The 13,907-nt window shown below is 62.9% G+C and carries 18 protein-coding genes; 6 read left to right on the forward strand and 12 right to left on the reverse strand.

All coding sequences use genetic code 11. The features are described 5' to 3' along the window. Positions 1–232: 232 nt before the first annotated feature. The 3 genes from CVE41_RS05500 (at position 233) to CVE41_RS05510 (ending at position 2,723) form a co-directional block, all read left to right on the forward strand. A complete protein-coding gene (locus CVE41_RS05500) occupies positions 233–649 on the forward strand; it encodes a VOC family protein (protein WP_100259755.1) in 417 nt (138 codons plus the stop codon). A 55-nt stretch (positions 650–704) separates the two neighbouring features. Then, the gene (locus tag CVE41_RS05505; protein WP_100259756.1) at positions 705–1,733 is read left to right on the forward strand and encodes a cupin-like domain-containing protein; all 1,029 of its coding nucleotides are present in this window, start codon (positions 705–707) and stop codon (positions 1,731–1,733) included. 117 nt (positions 1,734–1,850) lie between these two features. Then, positions 1,851–2,723 (forward strand): helix-turn-helix domain-containing protein, encoded by an 873-nt coding sequence (locus tag CVE41_RS05510; RefSeq protein ID WP_100259757.1) that lies wholly within the window; start codon positions 1,851–1,853, stop codon positions 2,721–2,723. Positions 2,724–2,745: 22 nt separating this feature from the next. On the opposite strand, the gene yihA is transcribed toward CVE41_RS05510, so the two are convergent. From yihA to CVE41_RS05540, 6 genes are all read right to left on the reverse strand, one after another. Next, positions 2,746–3,399, reverse strand: a complete 654-nt coding sequence (gene yihA, locus CVE41_RS05515) for a ribosome biogenesis GTP-binding protein YihA/YsxC (protein WP_100259758.1) — start codon at positions 3,397–3,399, stop codon at positions 2,746–2,748. An 11-nt stretch (positions 3,400–3,410) separates the two neighbouring features. Continuing rightward, positions 3,411–5,168: a membrane protein insertase YidC gene (gene yidC / locus CVE41_RS05520; protein ID WP_100259759.1), complete on the reverse strand. Its 1,758-nt coding sequence runs from the start codon at positions 5,166–5,168 to the stop codon at positions 3,411–3,413. A 70-nt stretch (positions 5,169–5,238) separates the two neighbouring features. Next, positions 5,239–5,448 carry a membrane protein insertion efficiency factor YidD gene (gene yidD, locus CVE41_RS05525; protein ID WP_100259760.1) on the reverse strand — a complete coding sequence of 70 codons (210 nt, stop codon included), beginning with the start codon at positions 5,446–5,448 and terminating at the stop codon, positions 5,239–5,241. After that, complete coding sequence (gene rnpA / locus CVE41_RS05530; protein ID WP_100259761.1) at positions 5,445–5,828, reverse strand: ribonuclease P protein component; 384 nt, start codon at positions 5,826–5,828, stop codon at positions 5,445–5,447. Before rnpA ends, yidD begins: the two co-directional genes overlap by 4 nt. 88 nt (positions 5,829–5,916) lie before the next feature. After that, positions 5,917–6,051, reverse strand: coding sequence for a 50S ribosomal protein L34 (gene rpmH / locus CVE41_RS05535; RefSeq protein ID WP_090478272.1), 135 nt, complete (start codon positions 6,049–6,051; stop codon positions 5,917–5,919). Positions 6,052–6,199: 148 nt separating this feature from the next. Then, positions 6,200–7,000: an alpha/beta hydrolase gene (locus CVE41_RS05540; RefSeq protein WP_198507730.1), complete on the reverse strand. Its 801-nt coding sequence runs from the start codon at positions 6,998–7,000 to the stop codon at positions 6,200–6,202. A gap of 241 nt (positions 7,001–7,241) precedes the next feature. Here CVE41_RS05540 and CVE41_RS05545 point away from each other — a divergent pair, with 241 nt between their 5' ends. Together CVE41_RS05545 and CVE41_RS05550 are read left to right on the forward strand one after the other, a co-directional pair. Then, positions 7,242–8,750 (forward strand): YifB family Mg chelatase-like AAA ATPase, encoded by a 1,509-nt coding sequence (locus tag CVE41_RS05545; RefSeq protein ID WP_100261381.1) that lies wholly within the window; start codon positions 7,242–7,244, stop codon positions 8,748–8,750. Positions 8,751–8,784: 34 nt separating this feature from the next. Next, positions 8,785–10,008 carry a serpin family protein gene (locus CVE41_RS05550; protein ID WP_157799417.1) on the forward strand — a complete coding sequence of 408 codons (1,224 nt, stop codon included), beginning with the start codon at positions 8,785–8,787 and terminating at the stop codon, positions 10,006–10,008. A gap of 3 nt (positions 10,009–10,011) precedes the next feature. Here the strand turns inward: CVE41_RS05550 and CVE41_RS14860 are convergent, their stop codons facing one another. The 3 genes from CVE41_RS14860 to CVE41_RS05565 form a co-directional block, all read right to left on the reverse strand. Next, positions 10,012–10,359, reverse strand: a complete 348-nt coding sequence (locus tag CVE41_RS14860) for a hypothetical protein (protein WP_232725801.1) — start codon at positions 10,357–10,359, stop codon at positions 10,012–10,014. 111 nt (positions 10,360–10,470) lie between these two features. Next, positions 10,471–10,731: a hypothetical protein gene (locus CVE41_RS05560; RefSeq protein ID WP_232725802.1), complete on the reverse strand. Its 261-nt coding sequence runs from the start codon at positions 10,729–10,731 to the stop codon at positions 10,471–10,473. A gap of 41 nt (positions 10,732–10,772) precedes the next feature. After that, positions 10,773–11,327, reverse strand: a complete 555-nt coding sequence (locus tag CVE41_RS05565; RefSeq protein ID WP_100259765.1) for a winged helix-turn-helix transcriptional regulator — start codon at positions 11,325–11,327, stop codon at positions 10,773–10,775. A gap of 187 nt (positions 11,328–11,514) precedes the next feature. Between CVE41_RS05565 and CVE41_RS05570 the strand changes: the two genes are divergently transcribed. Beyond that, positions 11,515–11,856: a CC_3452 family protein gene (locus CVE41_RS05570; RefSeq protein WP_100259766.1), complete on the forward strand. Its 342-nt coding sequence runs from the start codon at positions 11,515–11,517 to the stop codon at positions 11,854–11,856. 83 nt (positions 11,857–11,939) lie between these two features. Here the strand turns inward: CVE41_RS05570 and CVE41_RS05575 are convergent, their stop codons facing one another. From CVE41_RS05575 to galE, 3 genes are all read right to left on the reverse strand, one after another. Next, positions 11,940–12,554: an HAD family hydrolase gene (locus CVE41_RS05575; protein WP_100259767.1), complete on the reverse strand. Its 615-nt coding sequence runs from the start codon at positions 12,552–12,554 to the stop codon at positions 11,940–11,942. 92 nt (positions 12,555–12,646) lie between these two features. Further along, complete coding sequence (ykgO, locus tag CVE41_RS05580; protein WP_007165381.1) at positions 12,647–12,772, reverse strand: type B 50S ribosomal protein L36; 126 nt, start codon at positions 12,770–12,772, stop codon at positions 12,647–12,649. A gap of 93 nt (positions 12,773–12,865) precedes the next feature. Further along, entirely contained in the window at positions 12,866–13,879 is a 1,014-nt protein-coding gene (galE, locus tag CVE41_RS05585; protein WP_100259768.1) for a UDP-glucose 4-epimerase GalE, read from the reverse strand. Positions 13,880–13,907: the final 28 nt, after the last annotated feature.

The following is a 13,907-nucleotide window of genomic DNA, read 5'->3' on the forward strand; positions in this document are numbered from 1 at the left end:
TGCTGTCGAGCCTGAATGAGCGACGCCGGGCCGGGTGACAAAGGCGACACCCTGTCACCCGATTGAAGCGTCGGATTGTGGCTGCAATTCAGAACCTTATCAATTTTCCGTCAGGGTGACACTCTTGCCGTCGAACCGCGATCCGGTCCGAGAATTCCTGCGCAAGCCATGCACGGCCATAGCCGCGTAGGAAAACCTTTATCGCACGCGGCTCGTCCACTATTCTAAGCCCATGACCCTGCGCCCTTTCCACCTCGCCTTTCCCGTCCGCGACCTTGCGGAGGCGCGCGCCTTTTACGGCGGCTTGATGGGCTGTGCGGAAGGACGCTCGAGCGAGGAATGGATCGACTTCGATTTCTACGGCCACCAGATCGTGGCCCATACCGGCGGGGAAGCAGGCGACCGCACGAGCAATCCGGTCGACGGGCACGACGTCCCCGTGCCGCATTTCGGCGTGGTGCTGACGATGGAGGACTGGCAGGCGCTGGCCGACCGGCTGGTTGCGGCAGGCACTGAATTCGCCATCGAGCCGACCATCCGTTTCAAGGGCCAGCCGGGCGAACAGGCGACGATGTTCTTCCGCGATCCCAGCGGCAATGCGCTGGAGATGAAAGCCTTTGCCGACGATGCGATGCTCTTTGCGAAGTGATCACGCGAACGCCGGTTTTCCCTTCGACGTAAATCTCGGCTAGGCACGCGCAGCAATGCCTGAACTTCGCGAATACGACCGCCCAAGTGCCCAGACCTTCAGGGACGAGATCTATCCTGCAGCGCAGCCCGCGATCCTGCGGCAGGTTGCAGCGGACCTCGCCCCTGTGCAGATGGCGAAGCGCGGCACCCAAGAGCTTGCCGACTATCTCAAGCAGGCGATCGGCGAAAAGGCGATCAGCGTGCTGGCTTCCAATCCCGATGCTGGCCCGACCTTCTTCTTCGACGGCGATGTCTCGCGCCTCAATTTCCAACGCGGCAATATGCCGTTTTCGCGCTTTATCGACAGCGTCGTGTCACCCGACAGGGGGGAGCAGATGCTGTACCTGGAATCGACCAAACTGGCAGACCTCAGCGCCGGATTGGCGAGCGCGCTGCACTTGCCGATCCTGTCAACGCAGGTCCAGCCGCGCGTCTGGATGGGGAACAATACCGGCACGCACACCCATTTCGACGTGATGCAGAACGTCGCCTATGTGCTTAGCGGCAAGCGGCGCTTCACACTGTTTCCGCCCGACCAGACGCCCAATCTCTACATGGCCCCGTTCGAAGCTTCGCCGTCGAATGCACCTGTGTCGATGGTCCAGCTGGAAGACCCCGATTTCGAGCGCTTCCCCCGCTTCCGCGAGGCACAGGCACAGGCACTGGTCGCCGAACTGGAGCCGGGCGACGGCATCTTCATTCCCTATATGTGGTGGCACCATGTGAAGGCCGAGGGCGATCTCAACATACTCGTCAATTACTGGTGGAACGAGCACGAGGGGCTCGGCACCCCGCTCGATGCGATGCTGCATTCGATCCTCGCGGTGCGCGACCTGCCCGAGCCCATGCGCAATGCCTGGCAGACCATGTTCGAGACTTTCGTGTTCAAGCAGCATGGCGAGCCGATGGACCATGTCGAGCCGCAACTGAGGGGCGGTCTCGGCCCGCATACCGAGCAGTCACGCGTGCAGATGTGGCAATCCCTGGGAGCGGGCCTCTCCAAGACAATGGAGAAGGTCTTCAGCCCGCGATTCCGGCGCTAGCGCAGCCTCAGATTGGCCGCTGGAGTTGTTGTGTCCTGTCCGGTAGATATGCCGACCAAGTGAACCGGCATTGGAGAGTTCGCAGTTTTCGATCGAGTCGCCAACGTTAATACGGGTGTGACTGTCAGCTACGCGCTGCCTGCGGCTGCGCTGCGCCCCTACGTCTCTACCTATTCCCTGACGGTGGTCGATGCCGATTCGCCCACGGTGTTCGACCAGGTCTATCCCGAATGGCCCAATATCCGCATGACGGTTGGCGGCGATATGGCCGCCTGCACTGGCCCCGGACCCTTGGTCGACTGCAATCCGATTTGCGCAATCGGCCCGACCACTCACGCGACGCATTTCTCTCTCGCACCCGGCCGATACTGGACGATCAGCCTGCTGCCGCTCGGCTGGGCCAGGTTCCTCGACATAAGGGCCAATGAATTTGCCGACCGCTGGGAGGTAATAGGCCCCGATAGCCCGTTCGCCGACCTTGCCCCGCTACTCGAATGCGACCGACGTCATCAGAGCCTGTCCAAGGTAGCGGCGCGGATCGACGCACACCTGCTTGCGATGCTCGATCGCCCGGCGCGCAGGGAAGAAGTTATTTACAAGGCGCACCGCGCGCTGCTCGATCCGGAGGTCAATTCGGTCAGCGCCCTTGCGGAGCAGACCGGGATCGGTGTGCGCGCACTTGAACGGCTGTCGCTTGCCGTTTTCGGATTCAGCCCCCGGTTGCTGCTGCGCCGCCAGCGTTTCCTGCGCAGCCTCGGCCAGTTCATGCTGGACCCGTCGCTGGCGTGGATCGAAACGCTCGACAGCCAGTATGTCGACCAGGCGCATTTCATCCGCGACTTCCGCCGGTTCATGGATACGACGCCCAGCGCCTATGCTGCCCAGCCGCATCCGGTGCTGTGGGCCGCCGCCAAGGCACGGAACGAGATCGCGGGAAAGCCGATGCAGGTGCTCCAGCCGCCAAGCGGCTTCATTTCCGAAGCGGAATAACGACCGGCGGCAATGCCGGAACTTAGATACCGGCGTCCTGAAGCAGGGCGGCGCGCAATTCGCCGATGCCCATGCCCTTTTCGCTGCTGGTCACATGGATCTGCGGATAGGCGGCGACGTGGGTCTTCGCCTCTGCCTCGACTGCGGCGACGGTCTTGGCCAGCTCGCTCGCCTTGATCTTGTCGGCCTTGGTCAGCACCACGCGGTAGCCCACGGCCGCCTCGTCGAGCATCTTCATCATCTCGCGGTCGACGTCCTTCAGCCCGTGGCGGGCATCGACCAGCACGAGATTGCGCACCAGCACCTGGCGGCCGCGCAAATAGGTGCGCACCAGGTTCTTCCATTTCTCGACGACCTTCACCGGCGCCTTGGCAAAGCCGTAGCCGGGCATGTCGACGAGCCGGAACTGGGTCGGTTCGCCCACTTCGAAGAAGTTGAGTTCCTGCGTGCGCCCCGGCGTCACGGAAGCACGCGCGATCGAGCGGCGACCGGTGATCGCATTCAGCAGCGAGCTCTTGCCCACGTTCGAACGGCCCGCAAAGGCGATTTCGGGCACGGTCGGCTCGGGCAGGAACTTGAGCTGCGGAGCCGAGAGGAGGAACTCCACCCGGCCCGAAAACAGCTTGTTGGCGCGCCGTTCCAGCTTGGCCAGTTCGGCGGCTTCTTCGTCGGTCATTGTCTACCCAATCAGCCCTTGGCCTTGGCCGCCGCGGCGGCTTTCTCGGCCTTTTCCTTTTCAGCCGCGGCTTTCAGCTGCGGATGCTTGGAATAGAGGTATTTCTGCTGCGCCAGCGTCAGGATGTTCGAAGTTACCCAGTAGAGCAGCAGGCCTGCCGCGAACGGGGCCATGATGAACATCAGCACCCACGGCATGATCGAGAACACCTGTTGCTGGATCGGGTCCATCGCCGACGGGTTCAGTTTGAACGTCAGCCACATGGTAACACCGAGCAGCACGGCCAGCACGCCGATGGCGAGGAAGCTGGGCGGCGTGAACGGCAGCAGGCCGAACAGGTTGAGGATGGTCGCCGGATCGGGCGCGGAAAGGTCGTCGATCCACAGGAAATTGCGGTGACGCATCTCGATCGCGAGGTAGAGCACCTTGTAGAGCGCGAAGAATATCGGAATTTGCAGCAGCAAAGGCAGGCAGCCGGCCAGCGGGTTGACCTTCTCCTCCTTGAATAGCTTCTGCATTTCCTGCTGCTGCTTGACGCGGTCTTCCTTATACTTTTCCTGCAGCGCTTTCATTTTCGGCTGGATGGCTTTCATCGCGGCCATCGATGCGAACTGCTTCTGCGCGATGGGGAACATTACGCCGCGCACCACGATGGTCAGGCAGATGATCGCCACGCCGAAATTGCCGACCAGGTCGTACAGGTTCTTGAGCAGCCACAGCAGCGGCTTTTCGAACCAGCGGAACCAGCCCCAGTCGATTGCGAGGCCGAACTTCTCGAGGCCCGCATCTTCGTAGGCATCGAGGATGGTGGAATCCTTGGCGCCCGCATAGAGGCGCGAATCCGTCGTGTACTTGCGCCCGGCCGGAATAGTGACCGGATCGTAGATCATGTCGGCGCGATAGGTATCGTTGCCCAGCGCTCGGAAAGTCGCCTCGGGTGCGGCGCCGTCCTGCGGGACGAGAGCCGACAGCCAGTAGATGTCGGTGAAACCAAGCCATTCGGCGCGGCCTTCCGGATTGGCCGGACCGTCATCATCGAGATCGCTGTAGTCGAAATCGTAATTCGCGCTGTCGCCGAACACGCCGATGGGGCCGGAATGCGCGATGAAGAAGTCGGCGCTGGCGGTGTCAGATGTGCGGCTGACGAGGCCATAGGGCTGCGCCACGATGGGCACGCCCGAACGGTTGGCGATGCTCTGCTCGACCGAGATCATGTAGTTCTCGTCGATCGAATAGCGCAGCTGCAGTTCCAGCCCGTTGCCCGCATCATGCGTCAGCGTGACGGGCGTATCGAGCGACAGCAGCTTGCCATCGGCGGTCCAGACGGTTTCGTCGGGCACCTTCTGCCCGTTCACGAGGAAACCGTATTGCGCGAAGTGCTGTGCGGGGGTGCCGCGCGGCGAATAAAGGCGGACCGGGCCGCTGTCCTCGTCGGTCGTCTCGGCGTAATCCTTGAGCACGAGGTCATCGACCACCGCGCCCACGAGGTTGATCGACCCTGCGACCTTGGGCGAATCGATGGCAACGCGGTTGCCCGATGCCAGCGCCGTGTCGAGATCGGCCACTTCCTGCGCGATCGCCGCCGGATCGGTCAGCCCGCCGGTTCGCGAATGCACGACTTCTCCGCCCTCGACCGGAGTCGTCGCCGTCTCTGCCGCCACCACGGGTTCGTCCGGTTGCGGGTAGAAGTAGTTCATCGCAGCGTCCCAGCCCAAAAGCAGGGCCATCGAGAGCACGACTACGAAGATGATATTGCGCGAGTTTTCCAAGGTCGATCCCGGGTTTGATTTCTGTTCAGATGGGAATGGTGTGTTATCTAGTCAAGACAGTAGATGGCACTTACGGTACTGGGTCGTGCCCGCAGCCCCCCCATGGCTGGCAGCGCAATAGCCGCTTGAACGCCAACCATCCACCCTTGATCGCCCCATATTTTTGCAGCGCCTCGATCGCGTACTGGCTGCACGATGGGGTGAAGCGGCAGGTCGGCGGGAGGATGCGGCTGGGGCCGAGTTGCCAGGCGCGCGCAATCCAGATCAGCGGATACTTCATGCGCGCGGGCTCCGGCGTTTGCGGGGGCCGCGTGCGCGGTCGCCCTTGCCTTCGCCTGCCCGCGCCAGCGCTGCCTCGAGCTCCTGCGTCATCGCGGCGAAATCGCGTTCGATCGATCCGTCGCGCCCGATGAGGATGTGGTCGTGATCGGCAAGACCATGGTCCGGCAGCGCGGCCCACAGCAGCTCGCGAAACCGGCGCTTGATGCGATTGCGGACGACCGCATTGCCGACCTTCTTGGTAACGGTGATGCCATAGCGCTTGCCCTTCCCCTCGTTCGGCCTCGTCAGCAGCACGAAACCGGGCTTCGCATTGCGCAGCCCGCGGTTGGCAGCAAGGAAGTCGCTGCGCTTGCGGATGACGGAAAGACCGTGGGGCATTGGTAGCAGATACGCAAAACGGGCCCCCGATGGGAGCCCGTTTGATTATCGCGATCCTGTCCGCACCGGGGTGCGGCAGAACATGCGATTAAGCGCAGAGGTTCTTGCGGCCGCGGTTGCGGCGAGCGCGAAGCACCTTGCGGCCACCCGGGGTAGCCTTGCGCGCAAAGAAACCGTGGCGACGGGCGCGCACGAGGTTCGAGGGCTGGAAAGTCCGCTTCATCGGATGGTCCTTCAAAAAATTCGTTGTTCGTCGGGCAACACGCGAAGAGGCGAATCGCGCCAACAAAAAGGGCCGCCGCTTCCGGCGACCGCATTGGTGGAGGGGCGCTTAGGCCAAAGCTTGGTGTCGGTCAAGTCCTTCAAGGCGCTCAAAACGCGGCATAGGCAATCTGCGCCGGACGCGGTGCGCCGCCGATCCAGCGGCGCATTTCGCGCGCCCCCAGCCAGCGCGCTTCGCGATGCGGTACCGAGTTGGTGAAGCTGTAGAATTCGCGGGCGTCTCGCTCGCTCATGCCCATCTCGCGGTAATAGCTGAGATAGCGGCGGTTCTGCGGCGCATCCATGGCAAATTCGTGTGCTTCGCGGCCCTGTTCGTCCATCCAGCTATGGACTGCAAACTCGGCGCCTTCCGCGATTTCGCGCACCGCGCCTGCCAGGAACAGTTCGACTGCGCCCGAGCGGACCGAACCGCGCCGCGGAACGTAGGTCGAAAGGCCAGCGGATCGGATCATTCGTCCAAGCTTCAGGTTGGCGATATCGTCGCGCGTGCCAGGGCACTCCACCATGTCGATCTGCGAAAGGCCGGGATGGTTCCGCAGCATGACGCGGAACCAGCGCGGGCTCTCGCGGTCGGTTTCGCCCATGAGCGCGACGCGGTTTTCGTCGATCACGCGAAACGGCCCGTATTGCGCGATGCCGCCCGAATAGCTGCGCGCGCTGGTGTCGATCGACGGCAAGCGATGCGCAACGGCGGAATAGGGCTTTGCCGTGATCGCTTGCGGCTTGGGCACGGGACGCGGCACGAAGCGCGTGGTGGCGGCGGACGGCGGCGGTGCTAGGACAAGCGTGTCCACGCTGACCGAAGCCTTGTGCGGAGCTACCTTCGCGATGGCGCTCACGGGCATCGGATCGACAGGCGGCTGCCCGACGAATGCAACAGGCAGCTTCACGAGGCCCAACGACTGCGCCACAACAGGGGAGGCAAATCCAGAGGCAAGCATGGCTAGCAGAAGGAGGGCCGCGCGAAGCATGGGCAACCCAATGCGCCCGCCTCCCTTTCCGACCTGCCAAGGGTCATGGTCAACACCGGGTTAACCGCACCTCTTCCCCACGCCTTTTCGCGTGCAAGCCTCGACAATCAAAGGCTTTCTTGTCACTGCCTGCGCACGAATACTGAAGCGGGGGTTAAGCGTGGTCGCATTGGTCCGGACGGTGGCCTATCTCGGGCTGGAGGCGCGCAGCGTGGAGGTGCAATGTTCCCTCGCGCCGGGCCTGCCGAACTTCAATATCGTGGGTCTGGCCGACAAGGCCGTCGGCGAAAGCAAGGAGCGTGTGCGCGCCGCGTTGGCCTCGATGGGTCTGGCGCTGCCGCCCAAGCGGATCACTATCAACCTCTCGCCAGCCGACCTGCCCAAGGAAGGCTCGCATTACGATCTGCCCGTGGCGCTAGCCGTGCTGGCGGCGATGGGCATTACCGATGCCGAGCAGCTGGAGGACTGGGTCGTGGTGGGCGAATTGGCCCTCGACGGGCGCGTGGCACCTTCTCCAGGCGTGCTCCTCGCCGCGCTCCATGCGAGCGAGGCGGAAAAGGGCCTTATTTGTCCCGCCGCGCAAGGCGCGGAGGCGAAATGGGCGAGCGATGTGCCGGTCCTCGCCGCACCTGACCTCGTCAGCCTGCTGAACCATCTCAAGGGAACGGCCCAGCTGGCCGAACCCGACCGCGGCCTCGTCGAAGAACCCGCCCCCTTCACCGATCTCAAGCAGGTCAAGGGTCAGGAAACCGCCAAGCGCGCGCTGGAGATCGCCGCGGCGGGCGGGCACAATCTCCTGATGGTCGGCCCTCCGGGTGCGGGAAAGTCGCTGATGGCGAGTTGCCTTCCCGGCATCCTGCCCGAGCTCACCCCCGCAGAAGCGCTGGAAGTCAGCATGGTGCAATCGGTGGCGGGGATCCTGGAGGAAGGCCGGATCAGCCGTGCGCGCCCGTTCCGCGCTCCCCACCATTCGGCCAGCATGGCTGCGCTGACCGGCGGCGGGCTGCGGGTGAAGCCGGGCGAGGTGAGCCTGGCGCATCTGGGCGTGCTCTTCCTCGACGAATTGCCCGAATTTCAGCGCGCCGTGCTCGATTCGCTGCGCCAGCCGCTGGAAACGAACAAGGTCGATGTCGCGCGCGCCAATGCTCACGTCACCTTCCCCGCCAATGTACAGCTGATCGCGGCGATGAACCCGTGCCGCTGCGGCCATTTGGGCGATCCGGCTCTTGCGTGTTCGCGCGCGCCGAAATGTGCCGCCGACTACCAGAGCAAGGTTTCGGGTCCCATGCTCGACCGCATCGACCTGCATGTCGAAGCCGACCCCGTCAGCGCGGCCGATCTTGCGCTCCCGCCTCCGGCAGAGGGCAGCGCCGAAGTCGCGGCGCGCGTAGCCGCAGCACGCCAGCGGCAGACTGCGCGAAAGGACGAGACCGGCGTGCGCACAAATGCCGAATTGCAGGGCGACGCGCTCGACCGTTTTGCCGCGCCGGACGAGGACGGGCGGGCCCTGTTGCTGCAGGCGGCAACGGCCATGCGCCTCTCCGCGCGCGCCTATACGCGCATGCTGAGAGTGGCGCGCACGATTGCGGACCTCGCAGGCGCGGAGCAGGTCGGGCGGATCCATGTCGCGGAAGCGCTTAGCTATCGGCGGCAACCTCCGCGCGCCTGATGCGTTATCTCCTTCTATCGGAAGGAGAAATGCAATGTTTGCTGCCGGATCGAAGACGCTTCTTTCTACAGCCCTTGTTGCCTTGATGGCAGGTTGCACAACGGCGCCAGCGGATAATTCGGGTGCCGAGGAACCCGCATCCGTCACCGAACAACGCGATGGCGCCATGGCGCTACTGTCGGTGCTGGATGCCGAGGCCGGGCCGAAAGAGAACGTGGTCTTCTCTCCTGCCAGCATAAACCTTGCATTCGGGCTGCTTTACGAGGGGTCCGGCGGCGACACCCGTGCCCAAATTGCTCGCGTCCTGCCGCCGCCCGCCGATCCTCTCGGCTATGCGAGCGACGAGAAAGACGTCGAGGTCAGCGTGGCCAACGCCCTGTTCCTGGACCGGGACTTCCGGTTCCGCGACAGCTACGTCAGCCGCACGCGCCGGGCCTATGATGCTGCTGCCATTGCAGTCGATTATTCCGATGCCGTCGCTTCGGCCAAAACGATCAATGATTGGGCGGACAAGGCGACGCGGGGGCTGATCCCCAATGTGATCTCTCCTCCGGCGATCGACGAATCCATGATCGCGGTCCTTGCCAACGCCCTTTATTTCGAGGGGCTGTGGAAGACGAAGCTGCTGTATCGCAAACAGCATCCCTTCCTGTTCGGCAATGGCGCGGAAGAACCTTTCACTTTCGTCGGACAGACGTTCGACGTGGCCTATGCCAGCAGGGGCGACTGGGAGGCGATCCGCCTGCCCTATCGCAACGCACGCTACGCCATGGATATCGTGATGCCGCGCAATCGCGAGGTGATGGAGCGGGCCGCATCGGCGCAATTGCTCGAAAGCTTTGCCGGCGACCTCGCAAAGGCAAAACCCGACCTCGTCGAAGTCGAAATACCCCAGTTCGAAACCGATTATTCGCAAAGCCTCGTCGCGCCGCTCAAGGCGATTGGCCTCACATTACCTTTCACGAAAGGCGAGGCCGATTTCTCGGCCATGGTGGAACCGGGCCAGCCGCCCGTGGTGGTGAGCGACGTTCGCCACCTCACCAAGCTGCAGGTCTATGACGAGGGGACCAAGGCATCGGCAGTGACGACGATATCGATCATCACGACCAGCGCGCGCATCCTGCCCAAGGAGCCCCGACGGTTCCGCGCCGACCGGCCGTTCATGATCGTGCTGCGAGACCTCGAGCGTGATGCGATCCTGTTCGTCGGCCGGATCGCAGACCCGCAGCCGTTCGAACCCGAAGTCGAAGAACCCTGATCCTCAGCTGTCGGACATGTCGAGGTTGAGCCTGGTCGGCTTGTGCTCTGCGTCGCCTTCGAATTTCTTCAGGAAGTCCTCGATCGGGACGGCCTGCGCCTTGTCGACCATGGGGTTCGACTTGGCCATTTCGACTGCCTTCAGCTCGTCCGGCGTCATGCGGACATGGATGTAGGGCATCCATACCTCGCCGAAATCGGCCTGCTGGTACCATACGTCGAGGATGTCGTAGGACGCCCACGACCCGCCCGGTTCGCGCAGCCGGATGCCCTCGCCGATGCGCGGCACCGCCACGGTCTTGATCCGGAAGACCGACTGGTGGGTCTCGTTCTGAACTTCGATTTCGATCACATTATGGCCCGGCTTGTTGGGGAGTGAATCCCGTGTGCAGCCACCGCGATGACAGCAAGGCGTTGAGATCGTTTTAACGATGACGTCACGGAGCCACCGTGGAAAGTGACGTCACTTTTGCGCGTAGGGCGTGTTCTTGACGAGGTGGCGATTGTAATCGGGCGCGCCATCGTCCCACCACACCGGGCCGCGTTCTCCCAACGCAACCTTGGCTTCATGCACCTGCTTGCGTGCAGCACGCTCTGCCGCTGCGTCTTTATCGCGTAGCGCCGCACCGACTGCACGGCGCGCATCCATCAGCTGCGCGACGAGACGCGCTCGCTCGCTTTCCGGCAAATGGGGATTGGAGGCGCGCCACAGCCTGCCGCGCACGATGATGTAGCGCCCATCGCCCGTTCGTTCGACGGAATCGCTCAGGCGGCGTCCTTGGCCTTGCGCGCAGTGGCGATGTCCACCACCGAGCCGTTCTTGAGCGTCATGACCGGACTGGCGGTCGAGCCGTCGGCGCGTACGCCGAGGTTCTTGCGCTCGACGAGGGCAAGATCGGCTGGGCCAAGGATACGTCCGTCATGGCTGAGGATCGAGGTCGGACCGATCGGCAGGCGGTCGATTTCGTCCACCAGCACGGGGTTCTCGACGATCTCGCCGCCATATTTCTGGCCCCACTGGCGCAGCGCCACCATGGCCGGCAGCAGGTCGAAACCCTTGTCGGTCAAGCGGTATTCGATCTTGCGTCGGTCGTCCGGGCAGGGATCGCGTTTGAGAATCCCGTGCTCCACCAGCTTGGCGAGGCGATTCGACAGGATGTTGCGCGCAATGCCCAGCTCGGTGAGGAATTCCTCGAAGTGATGCAGGCCGTTGAAGCTGGCGCGCAGGATCATGAAACTCCAGCGTTCGCCCATGACCTCGAGTGCCTGCGGCAGGCCGCATTCCGTCAGTTCGCGTAGTGGTTCGCGGATATCGCCCATAAATTCAGTCCTTCTGGTGCAACCTATCTACCGACTTTCTCGGCAAAGCCAAATTCTTTGAAAAATGGGTTGCATCACGAAACCTAATTATCTAGGTAGCGATTCGCAACTGGTTGCAAATTGAAACTTACATTGCATTTTTCGCACGGCCAGTTGAGAAAAATGCAATGCACTGAAGGAATGTACGATGACCCTCTCCCTCGATCGTAGCGCCAAGATCAGCGTATTCGTGTCGGCTTTCGCCTACACCGCTCTCACTTTCGGCGCCCTTACCGCCCCGACCGCGGCCGAAGCCCGCGACAATGCGCCCTACTATACCGCCGAACTCGCCCAGCCCGCTGCCGAGCGCACGACGGTTGCTGGCGGCGTTGCCTGGATCTGCTCGGACACGAGCTGCGTCGCTCGCAAGGGCACCTCGCGGCCGGTGCGCATCTGCCGCGAACTCAAGCGCGATCTCGGCGAAGTGAAGGCCTTCACCGCCAAGGGTGAAAAACTCGACGCCGACAAGCTGGCGAAGTGCAACGGCTGATCCCGCGCACAACCTTATCCCCCCACCCCCTCTCCATCAGGGTGGACCTTGGGCCCCGGCATTCGTGTCGGGGCCTTTTTTGTTCAGATCAGTCCGCGCTCGCTCAGATCGTTCTCGAGCAGGCTTGCCTCGGTGAAGTGATGGACGTGCCAGCCGCAGGTGCGCGCAGCATCGATATTGGCGGGGTTGTCGTCGATGAAAAGCATGGCGGCGGCAGGCAGGCCGAAGCGCCGCTCCGCCAGCGCGAAGATCGCAGGATCGGGCTTGGCAACACGCTCCTCGCCCGAAACCACGATATCGCGGAACCGGTCGAAGATGCGTTCCTGCGGACGGAAGCCGGCCCAGAATTCGGCACCGAAGTTGGTGATGGCGAACAGCGGCATACCTGCCTCGTCGAGCCGTTCGACCAGCGCATGGCTGCCGGGTACCGGCCCAGGGATGGTCTCGTTGAATCGGGTCGCATAGGCGCGAATTTCCTCGGCATAGTCCGGATAAAGCGCGATACGCTCCGGGACCATCTGCGAGAGCGGACGTCCGGCATCGTGGAGGAAATGCCATTCCTCGGTCACGACCTCGCCCAGCACCTTTTCCAACCGCTCTGGATCGTCGACGATCTTTTCGAACAGGGCGCTGAGTTGCCACTGGTAGAGCACCCGGCCGACGTCGAATACGACTGCCTCGATTGATTTATCGCTCATTATGCACCTTCCATACACGAACGGCCCGCACTCCCTTGCGGGAGCCGGGCCGGTTCATGACGCTTGCGGGGCAAATTGCCCCACATCGCAGCTTAGCCCTGGCGGGCCTTGAAGCGGCGGTTGGTCTTGTTGATGACGTAAGTCCGCCCGCGGCGACGGATCACGCGGCAGTCGCGATGCCGGTTCTTGAGCGACTTGAGGCTGTTGCGGATCTTCATGGTAGGTCTCGTTTCACAAATAAATACGCGCCGGAGATGGTGCCCCGACGCGCCAATTTCAAGCGCGCCCGTTAGCGGCGGTGGTGATTCCCGTCAAGCTTCTCGGCGAATTTCAGCCAGCTTGCGCTCCCATTGCAGCGCGTGGGTAATAATCTGGTCCAGGTCCGCATATTGCGGCTTCCATGGCAGGGTTGCCCTGATGCGCGACGGGTCGGACACCAGTTCGCCCGGATCGCCTGCGCGGCGCGGTTCCATCCGGCGCTCGATCGTAACGTTCGTCACCCGGTCGACAGCATCGAGAACTTCCAGGACCGAGAAGCCGCGCCCGTAGCCGCAATTCATCGTCAGCGATCGGTCCGGCTGTTCGATCAGCGCCTCCAGCGCAAGCACGTGGGCCGCCGCCAGATCGCTGACATGGATATAGTCGCGCACGCCCGTTCCATCCGGCGTATCGTAATCCGTCCCGAAGACCGAAACCCCGTCGCGCTTGCCCGTGGCCGCTTCGCAAGCAACCTTGATGAGATGCGTGGCACCGGCCGTCGACTGGCCGGTGCGCCCTTGCGGATCGGCGCCTGCAACGTTGAAATAACGCAGGGCGCAATGGTTGAACCCATGGGCAGCGCTGGCATCGGACAGCATCTGTTCGGTCATCAGCTTTGACCAGCCGTAGGGGTTGATTGGCTGCTTGGGCGTATCTTCGGAGACCGGCGATGTTTCGGGCGTGCCATAGGTCGCCGCGGTCGACGAGAAGATGAAGTGATCCACCCCGCCGCGGACGGCAGCCTCAATCAAGGCCCGGCTCTTCACCGTGTTGTTCTCATAATAGCCGAGCGGATTCTCTACCGATTCGGGCACGACGATCGAGCCCGCGAAGTGCATGATCGCCTTCGTGCCCTGCTCGAGGAATATCTGCTCCAGCAGGACTGCGTCGGCAATGTCGCCTTCGTAGAGGGGTACGTCTTCCGGCACTGCGAATGCAAAGCCGGTCGACAGATTGTCGACAACAGCGACGGGCCACCCGGCATCGCGCAAAGCCAGGACTGCGTGGCTTCCGATATATCCTGCACCGCCCGTCACGAGCACCGGCACTTTTGCGTCCCTGTCCATGGAAGCGGCACCTAGCAGATATTGCGAA

The organism is Qipengyuania seohaensis (assembly GCF_002795865.1).
In the GTDB taxonomy this organism is placed as follows: domain Bacteria; phylum Pseudomonadota; class Alphaproteobacteria; order Sphingomonadales; family Sphingomonadaceae; genus Qipengyuania; species Qipengyuania seohaensis.

Coding starts and splice junctions, on each gene's coding strand:
- CVE41_RS05500 (WP_100259755.1), top strand. CDS start 233: ATGACCCTGCGCCCTTTCCACCTCGCCTTTCCCGTCCGCGACCTTGCG.
- CVE41_RS05505 (WP_100259756.1), top strand. CDS start 705: ATGCCTGAACTTCGCGAATACGACCGCCCAAGTGCCCAGACCTTCAGG.
- yihA (WP_100259758.1), bottom strand. CDS start 3,399: ATGACCGACGAAGAAGCCGCCGAACTGGCCAAGCTGGAACGGCGCGCC.
- yidD (WP_100259760.1), bottom strand. CDS start 5,448: ATGAAGTATCCGCTGATCTGGATTGCGCGCGCCTGGCAACTCGGCCCC.
- rnpA (WP_100259761.1), bottom strand. CDS start 5,828: ATGCCCCACGGTCTTTCCGTCATCCGCAAGCGCAGCGACTTCCTTGCT.
- rpmH (WP_090478272.1), bottom strand. CDS start 6,051: ATGAAGCGGACTTTCCAGCCCTCGAACCTCGTGCGCGCCCGTCGCCAC.
- CVE41_RS05550 (WP_157799417.1), top strand. CDS start 8,785: ATGTTTGCTGCCGGATCGAAGACGCTTCTTTCTACAGCCCTTGTTGCC.
- CVE41_RS05565 (WP_100259765.1), bottom strand. CDS start 11,327: ATGGGCGATATCCGCGAACCACTACGCGAACTGACGGAATGCGGCCTG.
- CVE41_RS05570 (WP_100259766.1), top strand. CDS start 11,515: ATGACCCTCTCCCTCGATCGTAGCGCCAAGATCAGCGTATTCGTGTCG.
- CVE41_RS05575 (WP_100259767.1), bottom strand. CDS start 12,554: ATGAGCGATAAATCAATCGAGGCAGTCGTATTCGACGTCGGCCGGGTG.
- ykgO (WP_007165381.1), bottom strand. CDS start 12,772: ATGAAGATCCGCAACAGCCTCAAGTCGCTCAAGAACCGGCATCGCGAC.
- galE (WP_100259768.1), bottom strand. CDS start 13,879: ATGGACAGGGACGCAAAAGTGCCGGTGCTCGTGACGGGCGGTGCAGGA.